Origin of the sequence: Pseudomonas zeae (assembly GCF_014268485.2) — a bacterium.
Taxonomy (GTDB): domain Bacteria; phylum Pseudomonadota; class Gammaproteobacteria; order Pseudomonadales; family Pseudomonadaceae; genus Aquipseudomonas; species Aquipseudomonas neuropathica.
Map to the genome: position 1 here is coordinate 2019019 of NZ_CP077090.1, position 17826 is coordinate 2036844.

Sequence of the window (17826 nt, forward strand, 5' to 3'; positions counted from 1 at the left end):
TCGCGATGAACCGCGCAGCGGTTCCCGAGGATGATTACGCTGGCGAGTGTTGCTCCATCGCGGCTTTGTAAATCGAGTTCTTCGGCTGCGCAAACAACCGCTCCATCATCGGCTCGAAAAAACTCAACGGCAGCGTGTCATAGTCAGGATCAAACGCCGCTGCATCATATTTGGCGCAAAATTCGGCGGTCGCCTGAAACTGCGGATGCTCCCTGAACTGCTCACGCAGATGCCGATCCATGCCCAGGTGATGAAAAAAGTAATAACCCTGAAACACCCCGTGCTTCTCGACCATCCACACATTCTCAGCACTGACGAACGGCCTGAGTATCGCAGCGGCAATGTCCGGATGGTTGTACGAACCCAGGGTGTCGCCGATGTCATGCAGCAAGGCACAAACCACATATTCCTCGTCGCGCCCGTCACGAAAGGCACGGGTGGCGGTTTGCAGCGAGTGGGTCAGGCGATCCACCGGGAAGCCACCGAAATCGCCTTCCAGCAGTTTCAGGTGGGTCATGATCCGTGCGGGCAACTGTTTGGCATAGGCGCTGAAGTCGGCGGCGATGATCGCCCAATCTTCTTGGGTACCGTCCTTCATATGGGTGAAGCGGGCATTGGCATTCATTGGCTGACCCTCATTCAGAACGCCACGCGACCCAGAATCATGTCGCGGTACATGACGAAGTCGCCAAGCAGGCTGTACAGCGGATGCTGGAAAGTCGCCGGCCGGTTCTTTTCAAAGAAGAAGTGCCCGACCCAGGCGAAGCTGTAACCGGCCAGCGGCAAGGCCAATAACAGCAGCCAGGCGCCCTTGGCGATGGTCAGCGCGAGAATAAAAATCACCAGTGTCGTGCCGATGAAATGCAGGCGCCGGCAGGTGCTGTTGCTGTGTTCGCTGAGGTAATACGGATAGAACTCAGCGAAGCTGTTGAAATGTTTGATGTTTTCCACGACCGCGTTCTCTGTGGTTATTGTTCTGGCGACGAGTTGTGCTGCGGGTAGCTTATTTGAGTCTAGAGTGATCATTGGCGTGGGCCAGTGACAATCGGCGCCACTTTAGTATCCTTCGCAAATCGGGCCGTAACATGCGGCCCATCATGTAAAAGAAAAACGCCATGAGCGAACGAACGACTTCTGCAAGCTGGGCGATGGGGATTGTCAAAGCATTGGAGATGGACGGCCTGGATTGCCGGGTTCTGTTCAAACAACTGGGGCTCGATTACACGGCTCTGGATGATCCGGATGCGCGCTTCCCGCAAGATTCCATGACCCGTCTCTGGCAACGGGCGGTAGAGTTATCTGGCAACCCGGCGATCGGCCTGAACATGGGCAAGGTGGTGCGACCGGCGTCTTTTCATGTCGCCGGCTACGCGTTGATGTCGAGCAATACTCTCGCCGAAGGCTTTCAACGGCTGGTGCGCTATCAGCGCATCATCGCCGAGAGCGCCGATCTGAGTTTCCGATTGCTTGATGAAGGTTATGCGCTGATTCTGACCGTGCACGGTGACCATCTGCCGCCGACCCGGCAAAGCGCCGAAGCCTCGCTGGCCTGTGCGCTGGGCCTGTGCGGCTGGTTGACCGGACGCACGTTGCACCCGGTCAAAGTGCTGGTGCAGGGCGCCGAACCCGAGGACCTGGAACCCTACAAACAAGCCTTCCACGCGCCGCTGATGTTCAACGCGCCGTATGACGCGCTGATCTTCGAACGGGCCGACATGGAAGCGCCGCTGCCGACTGCCAACGAGGCGATGGCGCTATTGCATGACCGCTTTGCCGGGGAATACCTGGCGCGGTTTTCCGAAAGCCGCGTGACCCACAAGGCGCGACAGGTGCTGTGCCGTTTGCTGCCGCAAGGTGAGCCGAAGCGCGATACTGTGGCGCAGACTCTGCATTTATCGCAGCGTACCTTGCAGCGTCGTTTGCAGGAGGAGGGCACCAGTTTTCAGCAGTTGCTCGATGACACCCGCCGCGAACTGGCCGAGCAGTATCTGGCGCAACCGAGCATGACGCTGCTGGAAATCGCTTATCTGTTGGGATTTGCCGACCCGAGCAACTTCTTTCGCGCGTTCCGCCGCTGGTTCGACACCACGCCCGGCGATTACCGGACGCGGTTGTTGCAGGCGCCGAGCGCGGTCAGTGACGCCAAAAGGCCGGAATACACAGTACAAACACCGTAATGATCTCCAGTCGGCCGAGCAGCATGCCGAACGACAGGATCCACTTGGCCGCATCCGGCAGGGTGGCGAAGTTACCTGCCGGGCCGATGGTTTCGCCCAGGCCCGGGCCGACGCCGGACACGGTGCTGGCAGCGCCGGTCAACGCGGTCATCCAGTCAACGCCGAGCAGCGACAGGAGCAGGGCGATCACGCAGATGGTGATGGCGAAGAAGAACGAAAAGGTCAGAATCGAACGGACGATCTCTTCGTCGAGACGGTGGCCGTTGTACTTCTGCTTGATCACCGCGCGCGGGTGAATCAGTTGATTAAGGTTGGCCTTGAGCAAGATGTAGGCGACCTGGAAACGGAAGATCTTGATCCCGCCCGCCGTCGACCCGGAACAACCACCGACAAAACCCAGATAGAAAAACAGCATCAGTGAGAAGTTACCCCACAGGCTGTAGTCGCCGAGGGCGAAACCGGTGGTGGTGACCACCGACGTCACGTTCAGCGCTACGTGACGTAGCGCCTCCAGCCAATGCAAATTGGTCGTCCACCAGTACCAGGTGCCGAGCACCAGCCAGGTCACCAGCAGCATACCGAGCAAACCCTGCACCTGCTGATCCTTGATCAGCGCCTTGCGGTTGCCGCGCAACGTCGCCACGTACAGGGTGAACGGCAGGCTGCCGAGAATCATGATGACGACTGCGACCCAGTGCACCGCCGGTTGCGTCCACTTGGCCAGCGACTGGTCGGAGGTCGAGAACCCGCCGGTGGAAATCGCCGACATCGCGTGGTTGATCGCGTCGAACGGACTCATCCCGGCCCACCAGAACGCCAGACTGCCAAGGATGGTGATGCCGACATACGCTGCCACAATCAGGCGCGCCACCATGTGCGAGCGCGGCATGACCTTTTCCGAGCGGTCTGAGGATTCAGTCTGGAACAGGCGCATGCCACCGATACGCAGCAGCGGCAGAATCGCCACCGCCATGCCGATAAAGCCGATGCCGCCGAGCCAGTGCAGCAGCGAGCGCCACATCAGGATCCCCGGTGACATGGTGTCGAGCCCGCTGAGTACGGTCGAGCCGGTCGCGGTGATGCCGGACATGCTTTCGAAAAACGAGTCGGTGTAGCTGATGTGCTGGGTCAGCAGAAACGGCAGCGCAGCAAAAATGCACACCACCAGCCAACTGCTGACCGTCAGCAGGTACATGTCGCGCGGGCGCAGGTGAATGTGTTCCGGGCGGCCGGGAATCACCAGCGCGAGGCCGGCGACAAAGGTGATCATGCTCGCCCAGAGGAACGACGGCAGATCACCGGTGCGCTCGAAAATCACCAGGGTGGCCATAGGCACGACCATGGCCACAGCCAGGGTGATCAGGAAGATGCCGATGATGAAACCAATGATCCGTAAGGTCGGCAACGCCATGAAGTCCGCTCGGGCTGATGTGGGAAAGGCGCCATTCTACCCGTGGGGCAGGGCATGTAAACCGGCATCCTGTTGGCAGATACCGCTAGAATAGCCGCACATATTTTTCAGGAGGTGGCCGATGCAGGCTCTCGACGCGTTGCTCAACCGTGTTTCCGTTCCACGACTGGTCGAACCGGCCCCCACTGCCGAGCAGCGCGAAGCCCTGTTTGGCGCCGCGTTGCGCGCGCCGGATCACGGGCATTTGCAGCCGTATCGCTTCCTGACGGTCGAAGGCGCGGCACGCGAGCAAATGGGCGAGTTGCTGGCGCAAGCTGCGCAAATGCAGGAAGGCGAAGTCACTGAAGCGATGATCGACAAGGCCCGTAATGGTCCGCTGCGTGCGCCGCTGGTGGTTGTGGTGATCGCCAAGTTGCAGGAACACGCCAAGTACCCGAAGGCCGAGCAGTTGCTGGCGGCCGGGTGTGCGGCGCACGGGATTTTGCTGGCGGCGTATGCGCAAGGGATTGGTGCGGTGTGGCGTACGGGTGATCTGGCTTATTCGCAGCACGTGGCCAAAGGTTTGGGCTTGGTTGAAGGTGAAGAAGTGATCGCGTTCTTGTACCTCGGCACGCCGCAGAAAGAACCGCGTGTGGCGGAGAAGGTTGATCTGGCTGAGTTTGTCAGCGCCTGGCCCGCCAACGCCTGAAGATCAAAAGCCCCTCACCCTAGCCCTCTCCCAGAGGGAGAGGGGACTGATTGGGGGATGCTCAAGAGGTACGCCGACCTGAAAGTGCTCGGCTGAATCCAGAGTCGATAACGGCTCCAATGCATTTCGAGTTCGGAGTCGATAACGGTTCCGATGCATTTCGAGTTCGGAGTCGATAACGGCTCCAATGCATTTCGAGTTCGGAGTCGATAACGGTTCCGATGCATTTCGAACCCAGAGTCGGCGACGATTCACGTGCCTTCCTGGCCCATAATCGACTCGGTGTTTCAGGTCGATGTCTGACGCAAGACACCTCGGTCGGCCCCCTCTCCCTCCGGGAGAGGGCTGGGGTGAGGGTAGCTTTTAGGCTCTTAAAGTTGCACCACCGCTCCGGGCACCAACGGCAATTCCAGACTGGCAATAAACCCACCCTGCGGATGATTGGCCAGCGTCAAACTCCCACCATGCCGCTCCGCTGCCCTTCGCGCAATCGCCAGGCCCAAACCGTGTCCCGCCGCCGTCTGCCCCGGCGCCCGGTAAAACGGCTCGCCCAACTGGCTCAAATGTTCAGCCTGCACCCCCGGCCCATGGTCGCGCACGCTCACGATGATTTTTTCACCCTGACGTGAAGCCTGCATTTCAATCGGCTGACCTTCCGGGTTGAAGCGCTGGGCGTTGCGCAGCAGGTTATCGACGGCGCGCTCGATCATGGTCGGCCAGCCTTTCAGATTCAGCTGCGGTTCGGCATCCAGACGCACGATCTGCTCGGGCGATCCCAGTTTTGCATCCTTCTGCAAGAGGCCGAGCAACGCATTCAGATCCACCTCTTCAGCACTGGCGTTGTCGGCATCGACCCGCGCCAATACCAGAATTTCACTGATCAACGCTTCCAGCCGATCACACTCGCGCGTCAGGCGTGGCCAGAGTTTCTCGCGTTCTTCAGGGTTGGCGCGTTCGGCCAGGGCCAGGGCGATACGCAGCCGCGCCAACGGTGAGCGCAATTCGTGGGAAACGTCGCGCAACAGCTGTCGCTGGCTGCCAATCAGGCTTTGCAGGCGCGCGCCCATGCGGTTGAAATCGTTGGCCAGCACGCCGAATTCGTCGCGGCGGTTGGCCAGTTTCGCCAGGCTGTTCTGCTGATAAGTGGTCTGCCCGAGATCATGCACCGCGCCGCGCAAACGGCTGAGCGGGCGGGTGATGGAGAAGGTCACCAACAGACTGAACAGGGTCAGCACCACCAGCGCAATCCCCAGCGCACTCAATGGCCAAAGCAGGCTTTCGCGGTGCCAAGAGTCGAGTTCCGGATGCGGGATGCGGTAGATGAACAGGTAGGTGTCACCGGTTTTTTCGCTGGTGAATTCATCGGTCAGACGTCGCCATGGCAGACGCCGGTCATCATTGTTCTGGCGGGCTTCGAACGCGGCTGCGCGGCGCGGGAAGGTGCCGTGAACCACCGGGTCGCCGGATTCGTTCAGTACCTGAACATCGATGTGATATTGGCGTTTGCGCTGTTCGAGGATGTCCTGGGCAGCTTCCTCGCCCTGGGCTTCGTAGGTTTGCGTCCATTCGCCAGCGAGGGTGTTGAGGCCCGGATGGCGACTGAGGATCCACGCGTCCTGGTTGAGCATGTGCCCGAGCAGAATGGACAGCCCGGCCACCAGAGCGATGGCCAGCCAGAAGCTCGCGAGAATACGCCAGAACAATGAACGCACAGAAAATCCTCAGAACAAACGCAAATCCCTGTAGGAGTGAGCCTGCTCGCGATAGCGGTGAGTCAGACAAGTATTCGTTGACTGACACACCGCTATCGCGAGCAGGCTCACTCCTACATTGGATCGGTGGAAAAAGACCCGGCGGTGTTTAGCCGTCGGGTCCGGGTCAGAACATTATTGCGCCTTTTGCGCCTGTTGCGCTTTCCACGCCTTGAACTCGGCCCATTCGGCGCGACGCTCGGCCTGTTTTTTCTGGATCTCGTCGAATTTCTTCTGTTGATCCGGTTTCAACACGGCGCGAACATCCGTCTCGGCTTTCTTGTGGTTGGCGGCCATCTCGTCCTTCATGGCTTTCTGGTCAGCCGGCGAGAGTTTTTCCAGATACTTGTCGACCACTTGCTTACGCTCGTGCATCTGCTCGCCCATGATCTTGCGGATCTGTTCGCGCTGTTCGCGGGACAGGTCGAGTTGGCTGTACGGGCCTTTGCCGTGCATGCCGTGCATCTGACCGCCGTGGCGTGGGCCGTCGAGCGGGCCACCCATCGGGCCACCGTCTTGCGGCATGGCCATGGCGACGGTTGGCAGAGCGGCAGCGAACATCAGAGCGATAAGAGTCTTGCGCATGGTGTATCTCCTTGTCTCGTTCCCGGTACGTTCCGGATGAGTTCAGATTACGGAGATCAAGGTCAGCGGCGGTCAGCACTGCGTAAAGCTTCGGTAAAGACACTCGAGCGCTGACCTGACAAACACACCCTGTAGGAGTGAGCCTGCTCGCGATAACGGTGTATCGGGCAAGAACATGTCGACTGACACACTGCTATCGCGAGCAGGTCCACTCCTACAAGGGGGAGCCTCAGAGGCTGTAGTAGTAACCGCGGCTGCGCAACGCGACGATGCGTGGGCGGCCGTCGGGATGCGGGCCGATTTTCTTGCGCAGGTTGCTGACGTGCATGTCGAGGCTGCGGTCGTACAGGGTCAGCTTGCGGCCGAGGGCGATCTGCGCCAGTTCCTGTTTGTCCAGCGGTTCGCCGGGTTGCTTGAGCAGGGCTTCGAGCAGACGGCTTTCGGAAACGGTGAGGGTCAGTTCTTTCTCGTCGATGCTGACCACGCCGCGCACCGGACTGAAACTCAGATCGCCCAGCTCAAGCTGCGTCGAGACTGCCGCCGGGTGGCTGCGGCGCAGTACGGCGCGCAGGCGAGCGGTCAGTTCTCGTGGGTCGCAGGGTTTGGCCAGATAATCGTCGGCGCCCAGTTCCAGACCGAGGATGCGATCCAGCGGCTCACCCCGGGCCGAAAGCATCAGCACCGGCAGATCGGCGTGGTCGTTGCGCAGTTGCTTGAGCAGTTCCAGACCGCTGCCATCGGGCAGCATCACATCGAGCACCACCGCCGCCGGGGCCGTTTCGGCCAACGCCTTGCGCGCACTCTGGCCATCGTGGCACGCGCGCACATGGAAGCCTTCCTGGCTCAGCCAGCTACTCAGGAGTTCGCACAACTCCTGGTCATCATCTATCAGTAACAGCTCGCTCATGACTCACTCAATTTAGCCATTGCCGACGTTTTCGGCTTGCTCCACTGGCAAAGATACCGCAGAGCAGCGCCAATAGCGCTACTCCGGCGCCCGTGACGAACCATTGCTGCTGATCAGTCAGCAGACGCGGCAGCGGGCTGGCCTGGGCTTCCTTGAGTTGCAGCTTGAGACGCTGGTTCTCCTGGCGCAACCGGGCGAGCTGGGCACTTTCACGGGTGTTGTCGGCATTTTGCAGTTGTTTGTTCAGTTCTTCCCGCTGCTGCTCGCTGGCCTTGAGGCGCTGCTGCAACTCGGTGATCTGGCTGCCGGCGCTTAACGACAATGGCGTGGAATTGCCGCCTTCGGTGGTTTCCTCACCATGGGCGGGTGCCATGATCGACAACGTGACCAACATCAGACACAACGGACCCTTGCGCATCGCGACACCTGTTTCCAAATGGATATTGGGCAGGTTGTCGGCAGACAAACGAGAATAATGAGCGATTGAGAGCAGCAAGAACCAGGAAGGTTCATTGCATGAGGCAGTGTCGCGAGTGATGAGGGGTAAATCCCCTCATCACCGGACGTTTAAGGCAGGACTTGCTTGAACGGCTTGACGACCACGTTGGCGTAGACACCCGCGGCGATGTACGGGTCAGCATCGGCCCATGCTTGCGCAGCGCTGAGGGAATCGAATTCGGCGACGATCAGGCTGCCGGTGAAACCCGCAGCGCCCGGATCATTGCTGTCGACGGCCGGGTGCGGGCCGGCCAATACGATGCGGCCTTCGCCCTTGAGCGCTTGCAGGCGTTCCAGATGCGCAGGGCGCGCGGCCAGGCGTGCTTCCAGCGAGTTGGCGACGTCGGTGGCAATGATGGCGTAGAGCATGTCAGTCCTCGGTTTTTGGTGTTGTTGGGGTATCGGCATCGTGCAGATGACGCGACAGGTAAATGCCCTGTGCGACCAGGAATACCAAGGTCATGCCCAGGCTGCCGAACACCTTGAAGTCCACCCAGTAGCTCTGGAAGGTGAAGGCGACGAACAGGTTGGCAGCGCCGCAGAACAGGAAAAAGCCGATCCAGGCGATGTTCAGGCGGGTCCAGACCGGATCCGGAAGGCTCAGTGCGTGGCCCATGATGCGTTTGATCAGCAGGCGGTCACCGATGAAGTGGCTGCCGATGAAGGCGACGGCGAACAGCCAGTTGACCACCGGGGCTTTCCACTTGAGGAAGGTCTCGCTGTGGAAGGCCAGCGTCAGGCTGCCGAAAACCAGGCAGGCAATCAGGGTCAGCCATTGGCTCTTTTCCAGCTTGCGCTGTTTGATGAACAACGCGCCGTACACCACCAGGGAACTGATGATCAGCATCGCCGTGGCGCTGTAAATACCGCCTACAGTCACTTCATGGCCAGCGATGTCGACGACCCGTGGATCAAGTTTGTAAACGATGAAGAACAGCAGAAGCGGGATGAAATCGATGAATTGTTTCACAGTGAGAGCCAGAAGCTGGATGTGGCGGCATAATAACAAACATATGGGCGCGCGATAGCGCCAGCTGATTTGAGGTTACAACTCCCCGTGAATGTTGATTTGCACTGCCATAGCACGGCCTCCGATGGCGCCCTCGCGCCTGCGGTTCTGGTTGCGCGTGCGTTCGAGAACGGCGTGCGAGTCCTGGCGTTGACTGACCACGACACCCTCGAAGGCCTCGCCGAAGCGCGCACGGCCGCCAACGAATTGGGCATACAACTGGTCAACGGCGTCGAATTGTCCTGCACCTGGGGCGGCGCGACGATTCATGTGTTGGGCTACGGTTTCGACGTCAACGCCACACCGTTGGTCGAAGCGATTGCCAGATTGCACGATGGCCGCTGGCTGCGGTCGGAAGAAATAAGCCGCAAGCTCGCCCTCAAGGGTATGCCCGGTGCCCTCGAAGGTGCCCGGCAGGTCCAGCAGGAACTGGGTGATAGTGGCAACGCCCCGGCCCGTCCGCATTTCGCCGACTGGATGGTGCGTGAAGGTTTTGTAAAGGATCGCGCCGAGGCATTCCGCAAATGGCTCGGCGCCGGCAAGCTGGGTGATGTCAAGTTGCACTGGCCGACGCTGGAAGACACCGTTGGCACACTGCGTGCCGCCGGGGCCTGGGTCAGCCTCGCGCATCCGTGGCACTACGATTTCACCCGCAGCAAGCGCCGGAAGCTGATTGCCGACTATATTCAAGCAGGCGGGCATGCGATCGAGGTGGTCAATGGCCATCAGCCTGCGGAACAGGTCGGCAGCCTGGCAATCCTTGCCCGTGAGTTCGGTCTGCTGGTCAGCGCCGGCAGTGACTTCCATGGCCCTGGCGGCTGGTCAGAGATCGGCCAGTACCGGCCGGTTCCCGAGGACCTTCCACCCCTGTGGTGTCGGTTCAAACATGACACAGATATTGCCGCCGTCTGAACAGGTAGAAAATGTGAGTCAATTTTTCCAGATACATCCGGAAAACCCACAAGCGCGCCTGATAAAACAGGCGGTCGAAATCATCCGCAAAGGCGGGGTGGTGGTTTATCCTACGGATTCTTCCTACGCCATCGGCTGCCAGATCGGCGACAAGACCGCCATCGAGCGCGTGCGCCGTTTGCGTCAACTCGATGAAAAGCACAACTTCGCGCTGATCTGCAGCGACCTGTCGCAACTGGGCAACTACGCGAAGATCGACACCGGCACCTTCCGCATTCTCAAGGCGCATCTGCCGGGGCCTTACACCTTTATTCTCAACGCCACCCGCGAAGTGCCGCGTCTGTTGCTGCATCCGAAGAAGCGCACCATCGGTCTGCGTGTGCCCAGCCATCCGATCGCGCTGGCGCTGCTGGCCGAACTCGGCGAGCCGCTGATGAGCGTGACCCTGATCATGCCCGGCGACGAAGACCCGCTCAGCGATCCTTACGAAATGCGCCAACTGCTTGAACACCAAGTGGACTTGATCATCGACGGCGGTTTCGGCGGCATCAAAGCCTCCACCGTGATCGACCTGACCGGCGACGACCCTGAAGTGATCCGCGTTGGTTGCGGCGACCCCGCGCCGTTCATGGTCGAGGCCTGAATGTCCGCAGTGGAAACCGTTGTCGATCCCCAGGCTGGCGCTCAGCAAGAACTGCCGTTTGCCATGGTCTATGGCCAGGCAGTCATGGAGATGCCGCTGGACCTGTACATCCCGCCGGATGCGCTGGAAGTCTTCCTTGAAGCCTTCGAAGGCCCGCTCGACCTGCTGCTGTACCTGATCCGCAAACAGAACATCAACATCCTCGATATCCCGGTGGCGGAAATCACCCGCCAGTACATGGGTTATGTCGAGTTGATGCAGTCGGTGCGTCTGGAGCTGGCCGCCGAGTATCTGGTGATGGCCGCGATGCTCGCCGAGATCAAGTCGCGCATGCTTCTGCCGCGCGCTGAAACCGTCGAAGACGAAGAAGACGACCCGCGTGCCGAACTGATCCGCCGCTTGCAGGAATACGAGCGTTTCAAGGCGGCCGCCGAAGGCATCGACGGCTTGAGCCGCGTTGGCCGCGATGTGATCGTGCCCAAGCTCGACGCCCCGGAAGCCCGTGCACGCAAGCTGTTGCCGGACGTTGCGCTGGAAGAGATTTTGATGTGCATGGCCGAAGTGCTGCGCCGTGGCGATATGTTTGAAAGCCACCAGGTCAGCCGCGAAGCACTGTCCACCCGCGAGCGCATGAGCGATGTGCTGGAACGGCTCAAGGGCGGCGGTTTTGTGCCGTTCGTCGAGCTGTTCACCGCCGAAGAAGGGCGGCTGGGTGTGGTGGTGACCTTTATGGCGATCCTTGAACTGGTCAAGGAATCCTTGGTCGAGCTGGTGCAGAATGAGCCGTTCGCCGCGATCCACGTGCGAGCCCGAGCCGAATAACGAGTCGAAACATGAATCTGACTGAACCCCGCGAGCTGGCCCCCCTGCTTGAAGCCTTTCTGTTGGCCTCGGGAAAGCCGCAATCCCTTGAGCGCCTGTTTGAACTGTTTGAAGAAGGCGAACGGCCCGAGCCTGCGGTCTTCAAGAAAGCCCTGACCCTGCTGGGCAAGTCCTGCGAGGGCCGTGCTTTCGAGCTCAAGGAAGTCTCATCGGGCTATCGCTTGCAGATCCGCGAAAAGTTTTCGCCGTGGGTCGGCCGCTTGTGGGAAGAGCGCCCGCAGCGTTACTCCCGCGCCTTGCTCGAAACCATCGCGCTGATTGCCTACCGTCAGCCGATCACCCGTGGCGAGATCGAAGACGTGCGTGGCGTGGCGGTGAACAGCAATATCGTCAAGACCTTGCTGGAGCGCGAGTGGATTCGTGTTGTTGGTTACCGCGATGTGCCGGGCAAACCGGCGATGTTTGCCACCACCAAGATGTTTCTCGATCACTTCAACCTGAAGAACCTCGAAGACCTGCCGCCGCTGGCCGAATTGCGCGAAATGGAAACCGACCCGGTGCTCGATTTCGACGACGCTCCGGTGCCGCAGGGTTTGCAGGAGTTGGCCGACGCCAGCGCCGAGCCGGAAGAGGAGAAGGAAGAGACCAGTTTCCATACCTTGCTGCTGGAGCTGGACAGCATGGAGGAGGGGATCAAGACCGACTTCGACGATTTGCTGCGAGATGCGGCGGATGGTGAGGCGGGCGACAGTGACGCGCCGACGACCGAGCCTGAAACCGAAGTCGCTGAGCCAGCGATTGAAGTTGAACTTGAAGCCGAGCCAGAAGCCGAACCGGAAGAGGACATTCTTGGCGTCGCCGAAGCCCGCGAAAAGCTGTTGGCCGCCGTCGCCGCGCTCGAACAACCCGCGCCAGAACCCGAGCTGAGCGAAGAAGAAGCCGAAGCCCGCGCCTTGGCCGAAGCCATCGAAGCCGAACGCCGCGAGTTCGAAGACTGATCCGATCCCAAGAACACCGCAAACCCCTGTAGGAGTGAGCCTGCTCGCGATTGCGGTGTGTCAGTCGACATCTTCTTGGCAGATACACCGCAATCGCGAGCAGGCTCACTCCTACAGGGGATTTGTGTGTTTCTGGAGTAGGTATGAGTTCAACAAAAGACCCGTGCATCAGCCTCTGCAAATTCACCGACGACATCTGTCTCGGCTGCGGCCGCAGCAAGCGCGAAATCAAGGCCTGGAAGAAACTCGACAAGGACGACAAGCGCAGCGTACTGGCCGAAGCCGCGCTGCGCCTGATCAAACTCGGTGGCGCCGGTCGGCGGAAAAAGAAATAACCTTGGCCTGATCGACTAGTCTCTGATGCGCGATGGCGCACATCCGCGTATGATTCGCGACCCTCCGCCGATCCCTTCGGCCGAGAACCCAGATTTCAATGCTTCAGGCGCCGCCTGAACAGACCACACCGGGAGGTGCCCAGATGAGCGACATCATTCAGAAAGACGACCAGGAAATCGGCCCAGCAGGCGAAAAGCTGCAGAAAGTCCTCGCCCGTATCGGCGTCGGCTCGCGCCGTGACGTGGAATCCTGGATCAGCCAGGGCCGGATCAAGGTCAATGGCAAAGACGCCACCCTCGGTCTGCGCGTCGACATGCACGACGCCATCACCATTGATGGCAAGGTGATCAAGCGCGAAGAAGCGGCCGAATCGGTCCGCCGCGTGATCATGTACAACAAACCCGATGGCGAGATCTGCACCCGTGACGACCCTGAAGGCCGTCCGACCGTGTTCGACAAGCTGCCGCGTCCGAAAGAAGGTCGCTGGATCAACATCGGTCGTCTCGACATCAACACCACCGGTCTGCTGATGTTCACCACCGACGGTGAGCTGGCCAACCGTCTGATGCACCCGTCCTACGAGATGGACCGTGAGTACGCCGTGCGCGTACGCGGTGAAGTCGACGACGAGATGATCGAGCGCCTGAAGGCCGGCGTCGTGCTGGAAGACGGCCCGGCGAAGTTCACCGACATCAAGCAGGCGCCAGGCGGTGAAGGCTTCAACCACTGGTATCACTGCGTGGTGATGGAAGGCCGTAACCGTGAGGTTCGTCGTCTGTGGGAATCGCAGGGTCTGGTGGTCAGCCGTCTGAAGCGCGTGCGTTTCGGTCCGGTGTTCCTCAACTCCGACCTGCCGATGGGGCGCTGGCGCGAAATGAGCCAGTACGAAGTCGACATCCTCAGTGCTGAAGTCGGCCTGACGCCGGTAGCGATGCCGCAACTGAACGCCAAGAGCAAAGACAAGCTTGAGCGCATGCAGCGCAAATCGTCGCGGCCGATGGCCAAGACCGAGCGCGTGCGCACCCTGCGTCCAGCCGCTGGCGCGCCGACCGGCCCACGCCCGAGCCGTGAGCCGCAGATCGAAGGCGAGCGCCCAGGTCGCAAGCCAGTTGCCGCCCGTGACGGCGAACGCGCTCCGCGTCCGGCCAACGGTCGCACTGAACGTGGCGAGCGTGGTGCTCCGAGCGGTCGTGGCACGCCTGTGGCGGATCGTCCGGCGGACACCACCAACAAGCGCCCGGCCAAACCTGCGCCGAAGCGTCCGGGGATCAAGCTGGTTGACGGTGACAAGCCGTCGGGCAAGCGTCGTGGCGCACCGGCCGGTTCCGGTCAGCGTCCGGGGTTTGGTCGCAAGAAGCCGGAATAAGGCAGCTGTGAGCTTCTAGCGGCAAGCTTCAGGCTAAAGCAAAAACGCCAACCTCAGGGTTGGCGTTTTTTTTTCGTCTGGCGAAAGTTATATAGCGACTGATTTGGCCTCTTCGCGAGCAGGCTCGCTCCCACATTGAAATTGCGTCAAACATAAATCCCCTGTGGGAGCGAGCCTGCTCGCGAAGGCGTCAATCGCCTAAAAGACAAAGCGTCCGTCAAACACCGGCTTGTTATCCAGCGCCAACACCCCGCCGGAGAAGATCAGGTCCAGGTGATGGCTGCCCTTGGCCCCGCCGCCCAATCCGAGATGCAAGCCACAATGCCGCTCCTCAAACCCGGCATTACGCGCATACAAATCCTTCACGCCTTCATTGGTGCCAATCCCCAACTCCTCAATCCGCCGGTTCGACGGATTGGCGTCCAGGTACTTGTTGAAATCATGCTCCAGCCCCGGCACCTCCGTGGCGATGCGGCTGATAGTCGAATTCTCGATCCATAGCTCCAACGGCGATTCCAGTACGCCGTATTTGCGCGCAAACGGGATGGTGCTGAGGAACGTGCCCTTGAATTTCACATGGCCATTGATGGCCTCGCTGTGCGTGGCGATTTCGCCGGGGGCCAGGTCGAAGTTGCCGATGCCGTTGATATCGGTCCACTTCTTGATGCTGCTCAGCGGCGTTTCAAACCATGAGCCGTCATCGTCTTTGAAACTCAGCGTGGTCGCCTGGGACATACGCTGGATCAGGTGACTGTTCAGGCCAGCAATGCGCTGCGGCGTGACGCTGAAGGTGTCATAGAAATAATCGCCGTAATCCTTGAACAGCAGCGACTTCTTCCAGTTCTCCGCCATCACCGCTTGCAGCGCGCGGACGAACTCCGGGCCGTCGGGGCGTGGGTTGGGCAAGGTGGAAGAGTCGTAGAAGAAAATGTACAGATCGCTGTCGGTGATTGCCGAGGTCAGCGTTGCAGTGCTGTCCAGGTCCAGACGTCGGCTGCTGAACTGGAAACGAGGATGATCGCCTGCCTGTTCGGCGATCGCGCCGGTCAGCGCTTCGTAATCAGCCGTGTGGCCGAGCAATACCTTCGCCGAGTCGAGACCGGCAAGGGCGGGGTGGTGTTCGAGGTAGTAAAGGAAATGCGAGATCGCGCGGGGCTTATCCATGAATCCTCCCTGACTGACCGTGTAGAAAGCGGCAGGCACGACCGGCCGGATCGTGCCTGCCCGGAGATGTCTTACAGAGGCCACATCGCCGTGCCGAACGGAACTACCGCGTCGGCTTGCATCATTTCTACAGCCGCCTCGTGGGTCGGTGCTTCAAACCATTCGTCCAGTTGCAGTTCGGTATCCAAGTCTTTTTCCAGTGCTTGCATGGTCGATCTCCTAGATGACATTCACGGTTGTGACTGGCCGGTCGAGGTGGCCGGCAAGACGTGAAGAACCTAGTTCAGGGTTTTTTGTAATGCAAAAAATTATTCATTTAATTTTTAAATAGACTTTTTATTCTGTTTTTCGGCGGCAGTTTTCTTATTTGAAAACAAAAAACTAAACGGCACGTTTCATTAGCAAGCTAGCTACCGTCAATTTGCAGACGTCTGACAGATATTTCTGAAATGGAAACTCTGCGTTACGCATCGTAAAGAAATGTTTACAAAAAAGCCGGTAAAACCGAGGGAAACCAACCCGTCATGATCGCTGTAAGGAAAAGCTGCCGAAGCCTGCTCCGCCGCGGGCCGGACAAGGCTCTGGCGCGCTTGTTTCAGCGCCGTTTGCAGGGTGAGATGCGCCTCATGCCTGTCGTGCAGGTGCATAACAAGAAGGAGGCGCAATGAACGCCGTGACTGATCTCCATCTCTCTCCGTGGGACGGTTTTTTCCTCGTCCACGCCGATGGCCTGCAAAGGCCTGACTCAATTTTTGCAGCCGCTCGAGTGACTCGAGGCGGACACACGCAATCCCGGCAACCGCCACGCTGATCCAGCGGGGTCTGGCAGCAGGGGGTTAGCGGTGTACAATGCGCCGCGTTTTAACTGTGACCCTCTGCGTAATCGCGCAAATCTCAAGGCTATCCGCCTTGTTCACTCCGTGGCGCCACAAGCGTTTCGGGTTCGATTTCGTCACAGATAAAAACAAACAGGTGACGCATGACCGTTGTAAACAAGCTGAACTCCTGGTGCCTGCGCTGGGGTTTGATCGGGGCTGCCTGAAATCGCAACCTTGCAGCAACGTCTACTGAACACCATCAAACCTTGCGTGAGACCTTTTTCATGAGTGGACAACCCTCGCAATCAGGCGAGCTGAAACGCGGCCTGAAAAATCGCCATATTCAACTGATCGCCCTCGGTGGCGCGATCGGTACCGGATTGTTCCTCGGCTCGGCCGGGGTACTGAAATCCGCCGGCCCGTCGATGATCCTCGGCTACGCCATCTGCGGCTTCATCGCCTTCATGATCATGCGCCAGTTGGGCGAGATGATTGTCGAAGAGCCGGTGGCCGGTTCCTTCAGCCATTTCGCGCACAAGTACTGGGGCGGCTTTGCCGGGTTCCTGTCCGGTTGGAACTGCTGGATCCTGTACATTCTGGTGGGCATGTCGGAGCTGACCGCGGTCGGCAAATACATTCACTATTGGGCGCCGGATATCCCGACCTGGGTGTCTGCAGCGGCTTTCTTCGTGCTGATCAACGCGATCAACCTGGCCAACGTCAAAGTCTTCGGTGAGGCGGAATTCTGGTTCGCGATCATCAAGGTCGTCGCGATCGTCGGCATGATTGCGCTGGGCAGCTACCTGCTGGTCAGCGGCAACGGCGGCCCGCAAGCCTCGGTGAGCAATCTGTGGTCGCACGGTGGTTTCTTCCCGAACGGTGTGAGCGGTCTGGTGATGGCCATGGCGATCATCATGTTCTCCTTCGGCGGTCTGGAAATGCTCGGTTTCACCGCCGCTGAAGCGGACAAGCCGAAAACCGTGATCCCGAAAGCGATCAATCAGGTGATCTACCGAATCCTGATTTTCTACATCGGTGCACTGGTGATCCTGCTGTCGCTGACGCCATGGGACAGCCTGTTGGAAACCCTTAACGCGTCTGGCGATTCGTACAGCGGCAGCCCGTTCGTGCAAGTGTTCTCGATGCTCGGCAGCAACACCGCCGCGCACATCCTCAACTTCGTGGTCCTGACCGCTGCGTTGTCGGTGTATAACAGCGGCACCTATTGCAACAGCCGTATGCTGCTGGGCATGGCCGAGCAGGGCGATGCGCCGAAAGTGTTGGCGAAAATCGACAAGCGCGGTGTGCCGGTGCGTTCGATTCTGGCTTCGGCGGCAGTGACGCTGGTGGCTGTGCTGCTCAACTACCTGATTCCACAACACGCGCTGGAACTGCTGATGTCGCTGGTGGTTGCGACGCTGGTGATCAACTGGGCGATGATCAGCTTCTCGCACTTCAAGTTCCGCCAGCACATGAACAAGACCAAACAGACGCCGCTGTTCAAGGCGTTGTGGTATCCGTACGGTAACTACATCTGCCTGGCATTCGTCGCCTTCATCCTCGGCGTGATGCTGTTGATCCCGGGCATTCAGATCTCGGTGTATGCGATTCCGGTGTGGGTCGTGTTCATGTGGGTCTGCTACGTGATCAAGAACAAGCGCGGCGCGCAGCAGGCCGTGCACGCGGCAGGTGCTGCCAAGTAAGCGCTGATGCAGAAAAACAAAACCCGGCCTGAGTGCCG

General features: G+C 59.6%; 20 protein-coding genes. 9 read left to right on the forward strand and 11 right to left on the reverse strand.

Translation table 11 applies throughout. The features are described from left to right. Positions 1-34: 34 nt before the first annotated feature. Together HU754_RS08905 and HU754_RS08910 are read right to left on the reverse strand one after the other, a co-directional pair. A complete protein-coding gene (locus HU754_RS08905; protein WP_186624431.1) occupies positions 35-625 on the reverse strand; it encodes an HD domain-containing protein in 591 nt (196 codons plus the stop codon). A gap of 14 nt (positions 626-639) precedes the next feature. Continuing rightward, positions 640-951 carry an Mpo1-like protein gene (locus tag HU754_RS08910; protein WP_093442638.1) on the reverse strand — a complete coding sequence of 104 codons (312 nt, stop codon included), beginning with the start codon at positions 949-951 and terminating at the stop codon, positions 640-642. Between the two features lie 164 nt (positions 952-1115). Here HU754_RS08910 and HU754_RS08915 point away from each other — a divergent pair, with 164 nt between their 5' ends. After that, complete coding sequence (locus HU754_RS08915) at positions 1116-2177, forward strand: AraC family transcriptional regulator (RefSeq protein ID WP_202894563.1); 1062 nt, start codon at positions 1116-1118, stop codon at positions 2175-2177. Here the strand turns inward: HU754_RS08915 and HU754_RS08920 are convergent. After that, a complete protein-coding gene (locus HU754_RS08920) occupies positions 2134-3588 on the reverse strand; it encodes a TrkH family potassium uptake protein (RefSeq protein ID WP_093442646.1) in 1455 nt (484 codons plus the stop codon). The two genes, HU754_RS08915 and HU754_RS08920, sit on opposite strands and share 44 nt — an antisense overlap. A gap of 121 nt (positions 3589-3709) precedes the next feature. On the opposite strand from HU754_RS08920, the gene HU754_RS08925 reads away from it, so the two are divergent. Next, entirely contained in the window at positions 3710-4276 is a 567-nt protein-coding gene (locus HU754_RS08925) for a nitroreductase family protein (protein ID WP_186624430.1), read from the forward strand. A 371-nt stretch (positions 4277-4647) separates the two neighbouring features. On the opposite strand, the gene HU754_RS08930 is transcribed toward HU754_RS08925, so the two are convergent. The 6 genes from HU754_RS08930 to HU754_RS08955 all read right to left on the reverse strand — a co-directional run bounded on the left by HU754_RS08930 (position 4648) and on the right by HU754_RS08955 (position 8987). Beyond that, positions 4648-5988 (reverse strand): sensor histidine kinase, encoded by a 1341-nt coding sequence (locus tag HU754_RS08930; RefSeq protein ID WP_186624429.1) that lies wholly within the window; start codon positions 5986-5988, stop codon positions 4648-4650. 174 nt (positions 5989-6162) lie between these two features. Then, entirely contained in the window at positions 6163-6612 is a 450-nt protein-coding gene (locus HU754_RS08935) for a Spy/CpxP family protein refolding chaperone (RefSeq protein ID WP_016987938.1), read from the reverse strand. A gap of 229 nt (positions 6613-6841) precedes the next feature. Continuing rightward, complete coding sequence (locus HU754_RS08940; protein WP_093439526.1) at positions 6842-7519, reverse strand: response regulator transcription factor; 678 nt, start codon at positions 7517-7519, stop codon at positions 6842-6844. A gap of 7 nt (positions 7520-7526) precedes the next feature. Continuing rightward, positions 7527-7937: an SH3 domain-containing protein gene (locus HU754_RS08945; RefSeq protein WP_103305312.1), complete on the reverse strand. Its 411-nt coding sequence runs from the start codon at positions 7935-7937 to the stop codon at positions 7527-7529. 149 nt (positions 7938-8086) lie between these two features. Next, the gene (locus HU754_RS08950; RefSeq protein WP_007919677.1) at positions 8087-8386 is read right to left on the reverse strand and encodes a YciI family protein; all 300 of its coding nucleotides are present in this window, start codon (positions 8384-8386) and stop codon (positions 8087-8089) included. Position 8387: 1 nt separating this feature from the next. After that, complete coding sequence (locus HU754_RS08955; protein ID WP_099758321.1) at positions 8388-8987, reverse strand: septation protein A; 600 nt, start codon at positions 8985-8987, stop codon at positions 8388-8390. An 87-nt stretch (positions 8988-9074) separates the two neighbouring features. On the opposite strand from HU754_RS08955, the gene HU754_RS08960 reads away from it, so the two are divergent. From HU754_RS08960 to rluB, 6 genes are all read left to right on the forward strand, one after another. Beyond that, positions 9075-9938, forward strand: coding sequence for a PHP domain-containing protein (locus HU754_RS08960; RefSeq protein ID WP_186624428.1), 864 nt, complete (start codon positions 9075-9077; stop codon positions 9936-9938). Between the two features lie 13 nt (positions 9939-9951). Then, a complete protein-coding gene (locus HU754_RS08965) occupies positions 9952-10581 on the forward strand; it encodes an L-threonylcarbamoyladenylate synthase (RefSeq protein WP_093440143.1) in 630 nt (209 codons plus the stop codon). Then, complete coding sequence (locus tag HU754_RS08970; protein ID WP_024012074.1) at positions 10582-11403, forward strand: segregation and condensation protein A; 822 nt, start codon at positions 10582-10584, stop codon at positions 11401-11403. It abuts the gene before it with no gap. Positions 11404-11414: 11 nt separating this feature from the next. Next, a complete protein-coding gene (gene scpB, locus HU754_RS08975) occupies positions 11415-12401 on the forward strand; it encodes an SMC-Scp complex subunit ScpB (protein ID WP_093439535.1) in 987 nt (328 codons plus the stop codon). Positions 12402-12544: 143 nt separating this feature from the next. Further along, the gene (locus HU754_RS08980; protein WP_034153249.1) at positions 12545-12736 is read left to right on the forward strand and encodes a DUF1289 domain-containing protein; all 192 of its coding nucleotides are present in this window, start codon (positions 12545-12547) and stop codon (positions 12734-12736) included. A gap of 143 nt (positions 12737-12879) precedes the next feature. Then, entirely contained in the window at positions 12880-14103 is a 1224-nt protein-coding gene (rluB, locus tag HU754_RS08985) for a 23S rRNA pseudouridine(2605) synthase RluB (RefSeq protein WP_116254430.1), read from the forward strand. A 198-nt stretch (positions 14104-14301) separates the two neighbouring features. Here the strand turns inward: rluB and HU754_RS08990 are convergent, their stop codons facing one another. Then, positions 14302-15267 carry a M29 family metallopeptidase gene (locus HU754_RS08990; protein WP_186624427.1) on the reverse strand — a complete coding sequence of 322 codons (966 nt, stop codon included), beginning with the start codon at positions 15265-15267 and terminating at the stop codon, positions 14302-14304. 71 nt (positions 15268-15338) lie between these two features. Beyond that, positions 15339-15476 (reverse strand): hypothetical protein, encoded by a 138-nt coding sequence (locus HU754_RS08995; RefSeq protein WP_003222780.1) that lies wholly within the window; start codon positions 15474-15476, stop codon positions 15339-15341. An 893-nt stretch (positions 15477-16369) separates the two neighbouring features. Between HU754_RS08995 and HU754_RS09000 the strand changes: the two genes are divergently transcribed. Further along, positions 16370-17788 carry an amino acid permease gene (locus HU754_RS09000; RefSeq protein WP_186624426.1) on the forward strand — a complete coding sequence of 473 codons (1419 nt, stop codon included), beginning with the start codon at positions 16370-16372 and terminating at the stop codon, positions 17786-17788. The last annotated feature ends 38 nt before the right edge of the window (positions 17789-17826 follow it).

Bases quoted from the DNA above. Each gene is read 5' to 3' on its own strand.
- HU754_RS08905 (WP_186624431.1), bottom strand. From the start codon at position 625: ATGAATGCCAATGCCCGCTTCACCCATATGAAGGACGGTACCCAAGAA.
- HU754_RS08915 (WP_202894563.1), top strand. From the start codon at position 1,116: ATGAGCGAACGAACGACTTCTGCAAGCTGGGCGATGGGGATTGTCAAA.
- HU754_RS08920 (WP_093442646.1), bottom strand. From the start codon at position 3,588: ATGGCGTTGCCGACCTTACGGATCATTGGTTTCATCATCGGCATCTTC.
- HU754_RS08925 (WP_186624430.1), top strand. From the start codon at position 3,710: ATGCAGGCTCTCGACGCGTTGCTCAACCGTGTTTCCGTTCCACGACTG.
- HU754_RS08935 (WP_016987938.1), bottom strand. From the start codon at position 6,612: ATGCGCAAGACTCTTATCGCTCTGATGTTCGCTGCCGCTCTGCCAACC.
- HU754_RS08940 (WP_093439526.1), bottom strand. From the start codon at position 7,519: ATGAGCGAGCTGTTACTGATAGATGATGACCAGGAGTTGTGCGAACTC.
- HU754_RS08945 (WP_103305312.1), bottom strand. From the start codon at position 7,937: ATGCGCAAGGGTCCGTTGTGTCTGATGTTGGTCACGTTGTCGATCATG.
- HU754_RS08950 (WP_007919677.1), bottom strand. From the start codon at position 8,386: ATGCTCTACGCCATCATTGCCACCGACGTCGCCAACTCGCTGGAAGCA.
- HU754_RS08970 (WP_024012074.1), top strand. From the start codon at position 10,582: ATGTCCGCAGTGGAAACCGTTGTCGATCCCCAGGCTGGCGCTCAGCAA.
- scpB (WP_093439535.1), top strand. From the start codon at position 11,415: ATGAATCTGACTGAACCCCGCGAGCTGGCCCCCCTGCTTGAAGCCTTT.
- HU754_RS08980 (WP_034153249.1), top strand. From the start codon at position 12,545: ATGAGTTCAACAAAAGACCCGTGCATCAGCCTCTGCAAATTCACCGAC.
- rluB (WP_116254430.1), top strand. From the start codon at position 12,880: ATGAGCGACATCATTCAGAAAGACGACCAGGAAATCGGCCCAGCAGGC.
- HU754_RS08990 (WP_186624427.1), bottom strand. From the start codon at position 15,267: ATGGATAAGCCCCGCGCGATCTCGCATTTCCTTTACTACCTCGAACAC.
- HU754_RS08995 (WP_003222780.1), bottom strand. From the start codon at position 15,476: ATGCAAGCACTGGAAAAAGACTTGGATACCGAACTGCAACTGGACGAA.
- HU754_RS09000 (WP_186624426.1), top strand. From the start codon at position 16,370: ATGAGTGGACAACCCTCGCAATCAGGCGAGCTGAAACGCGGCCTGAAA.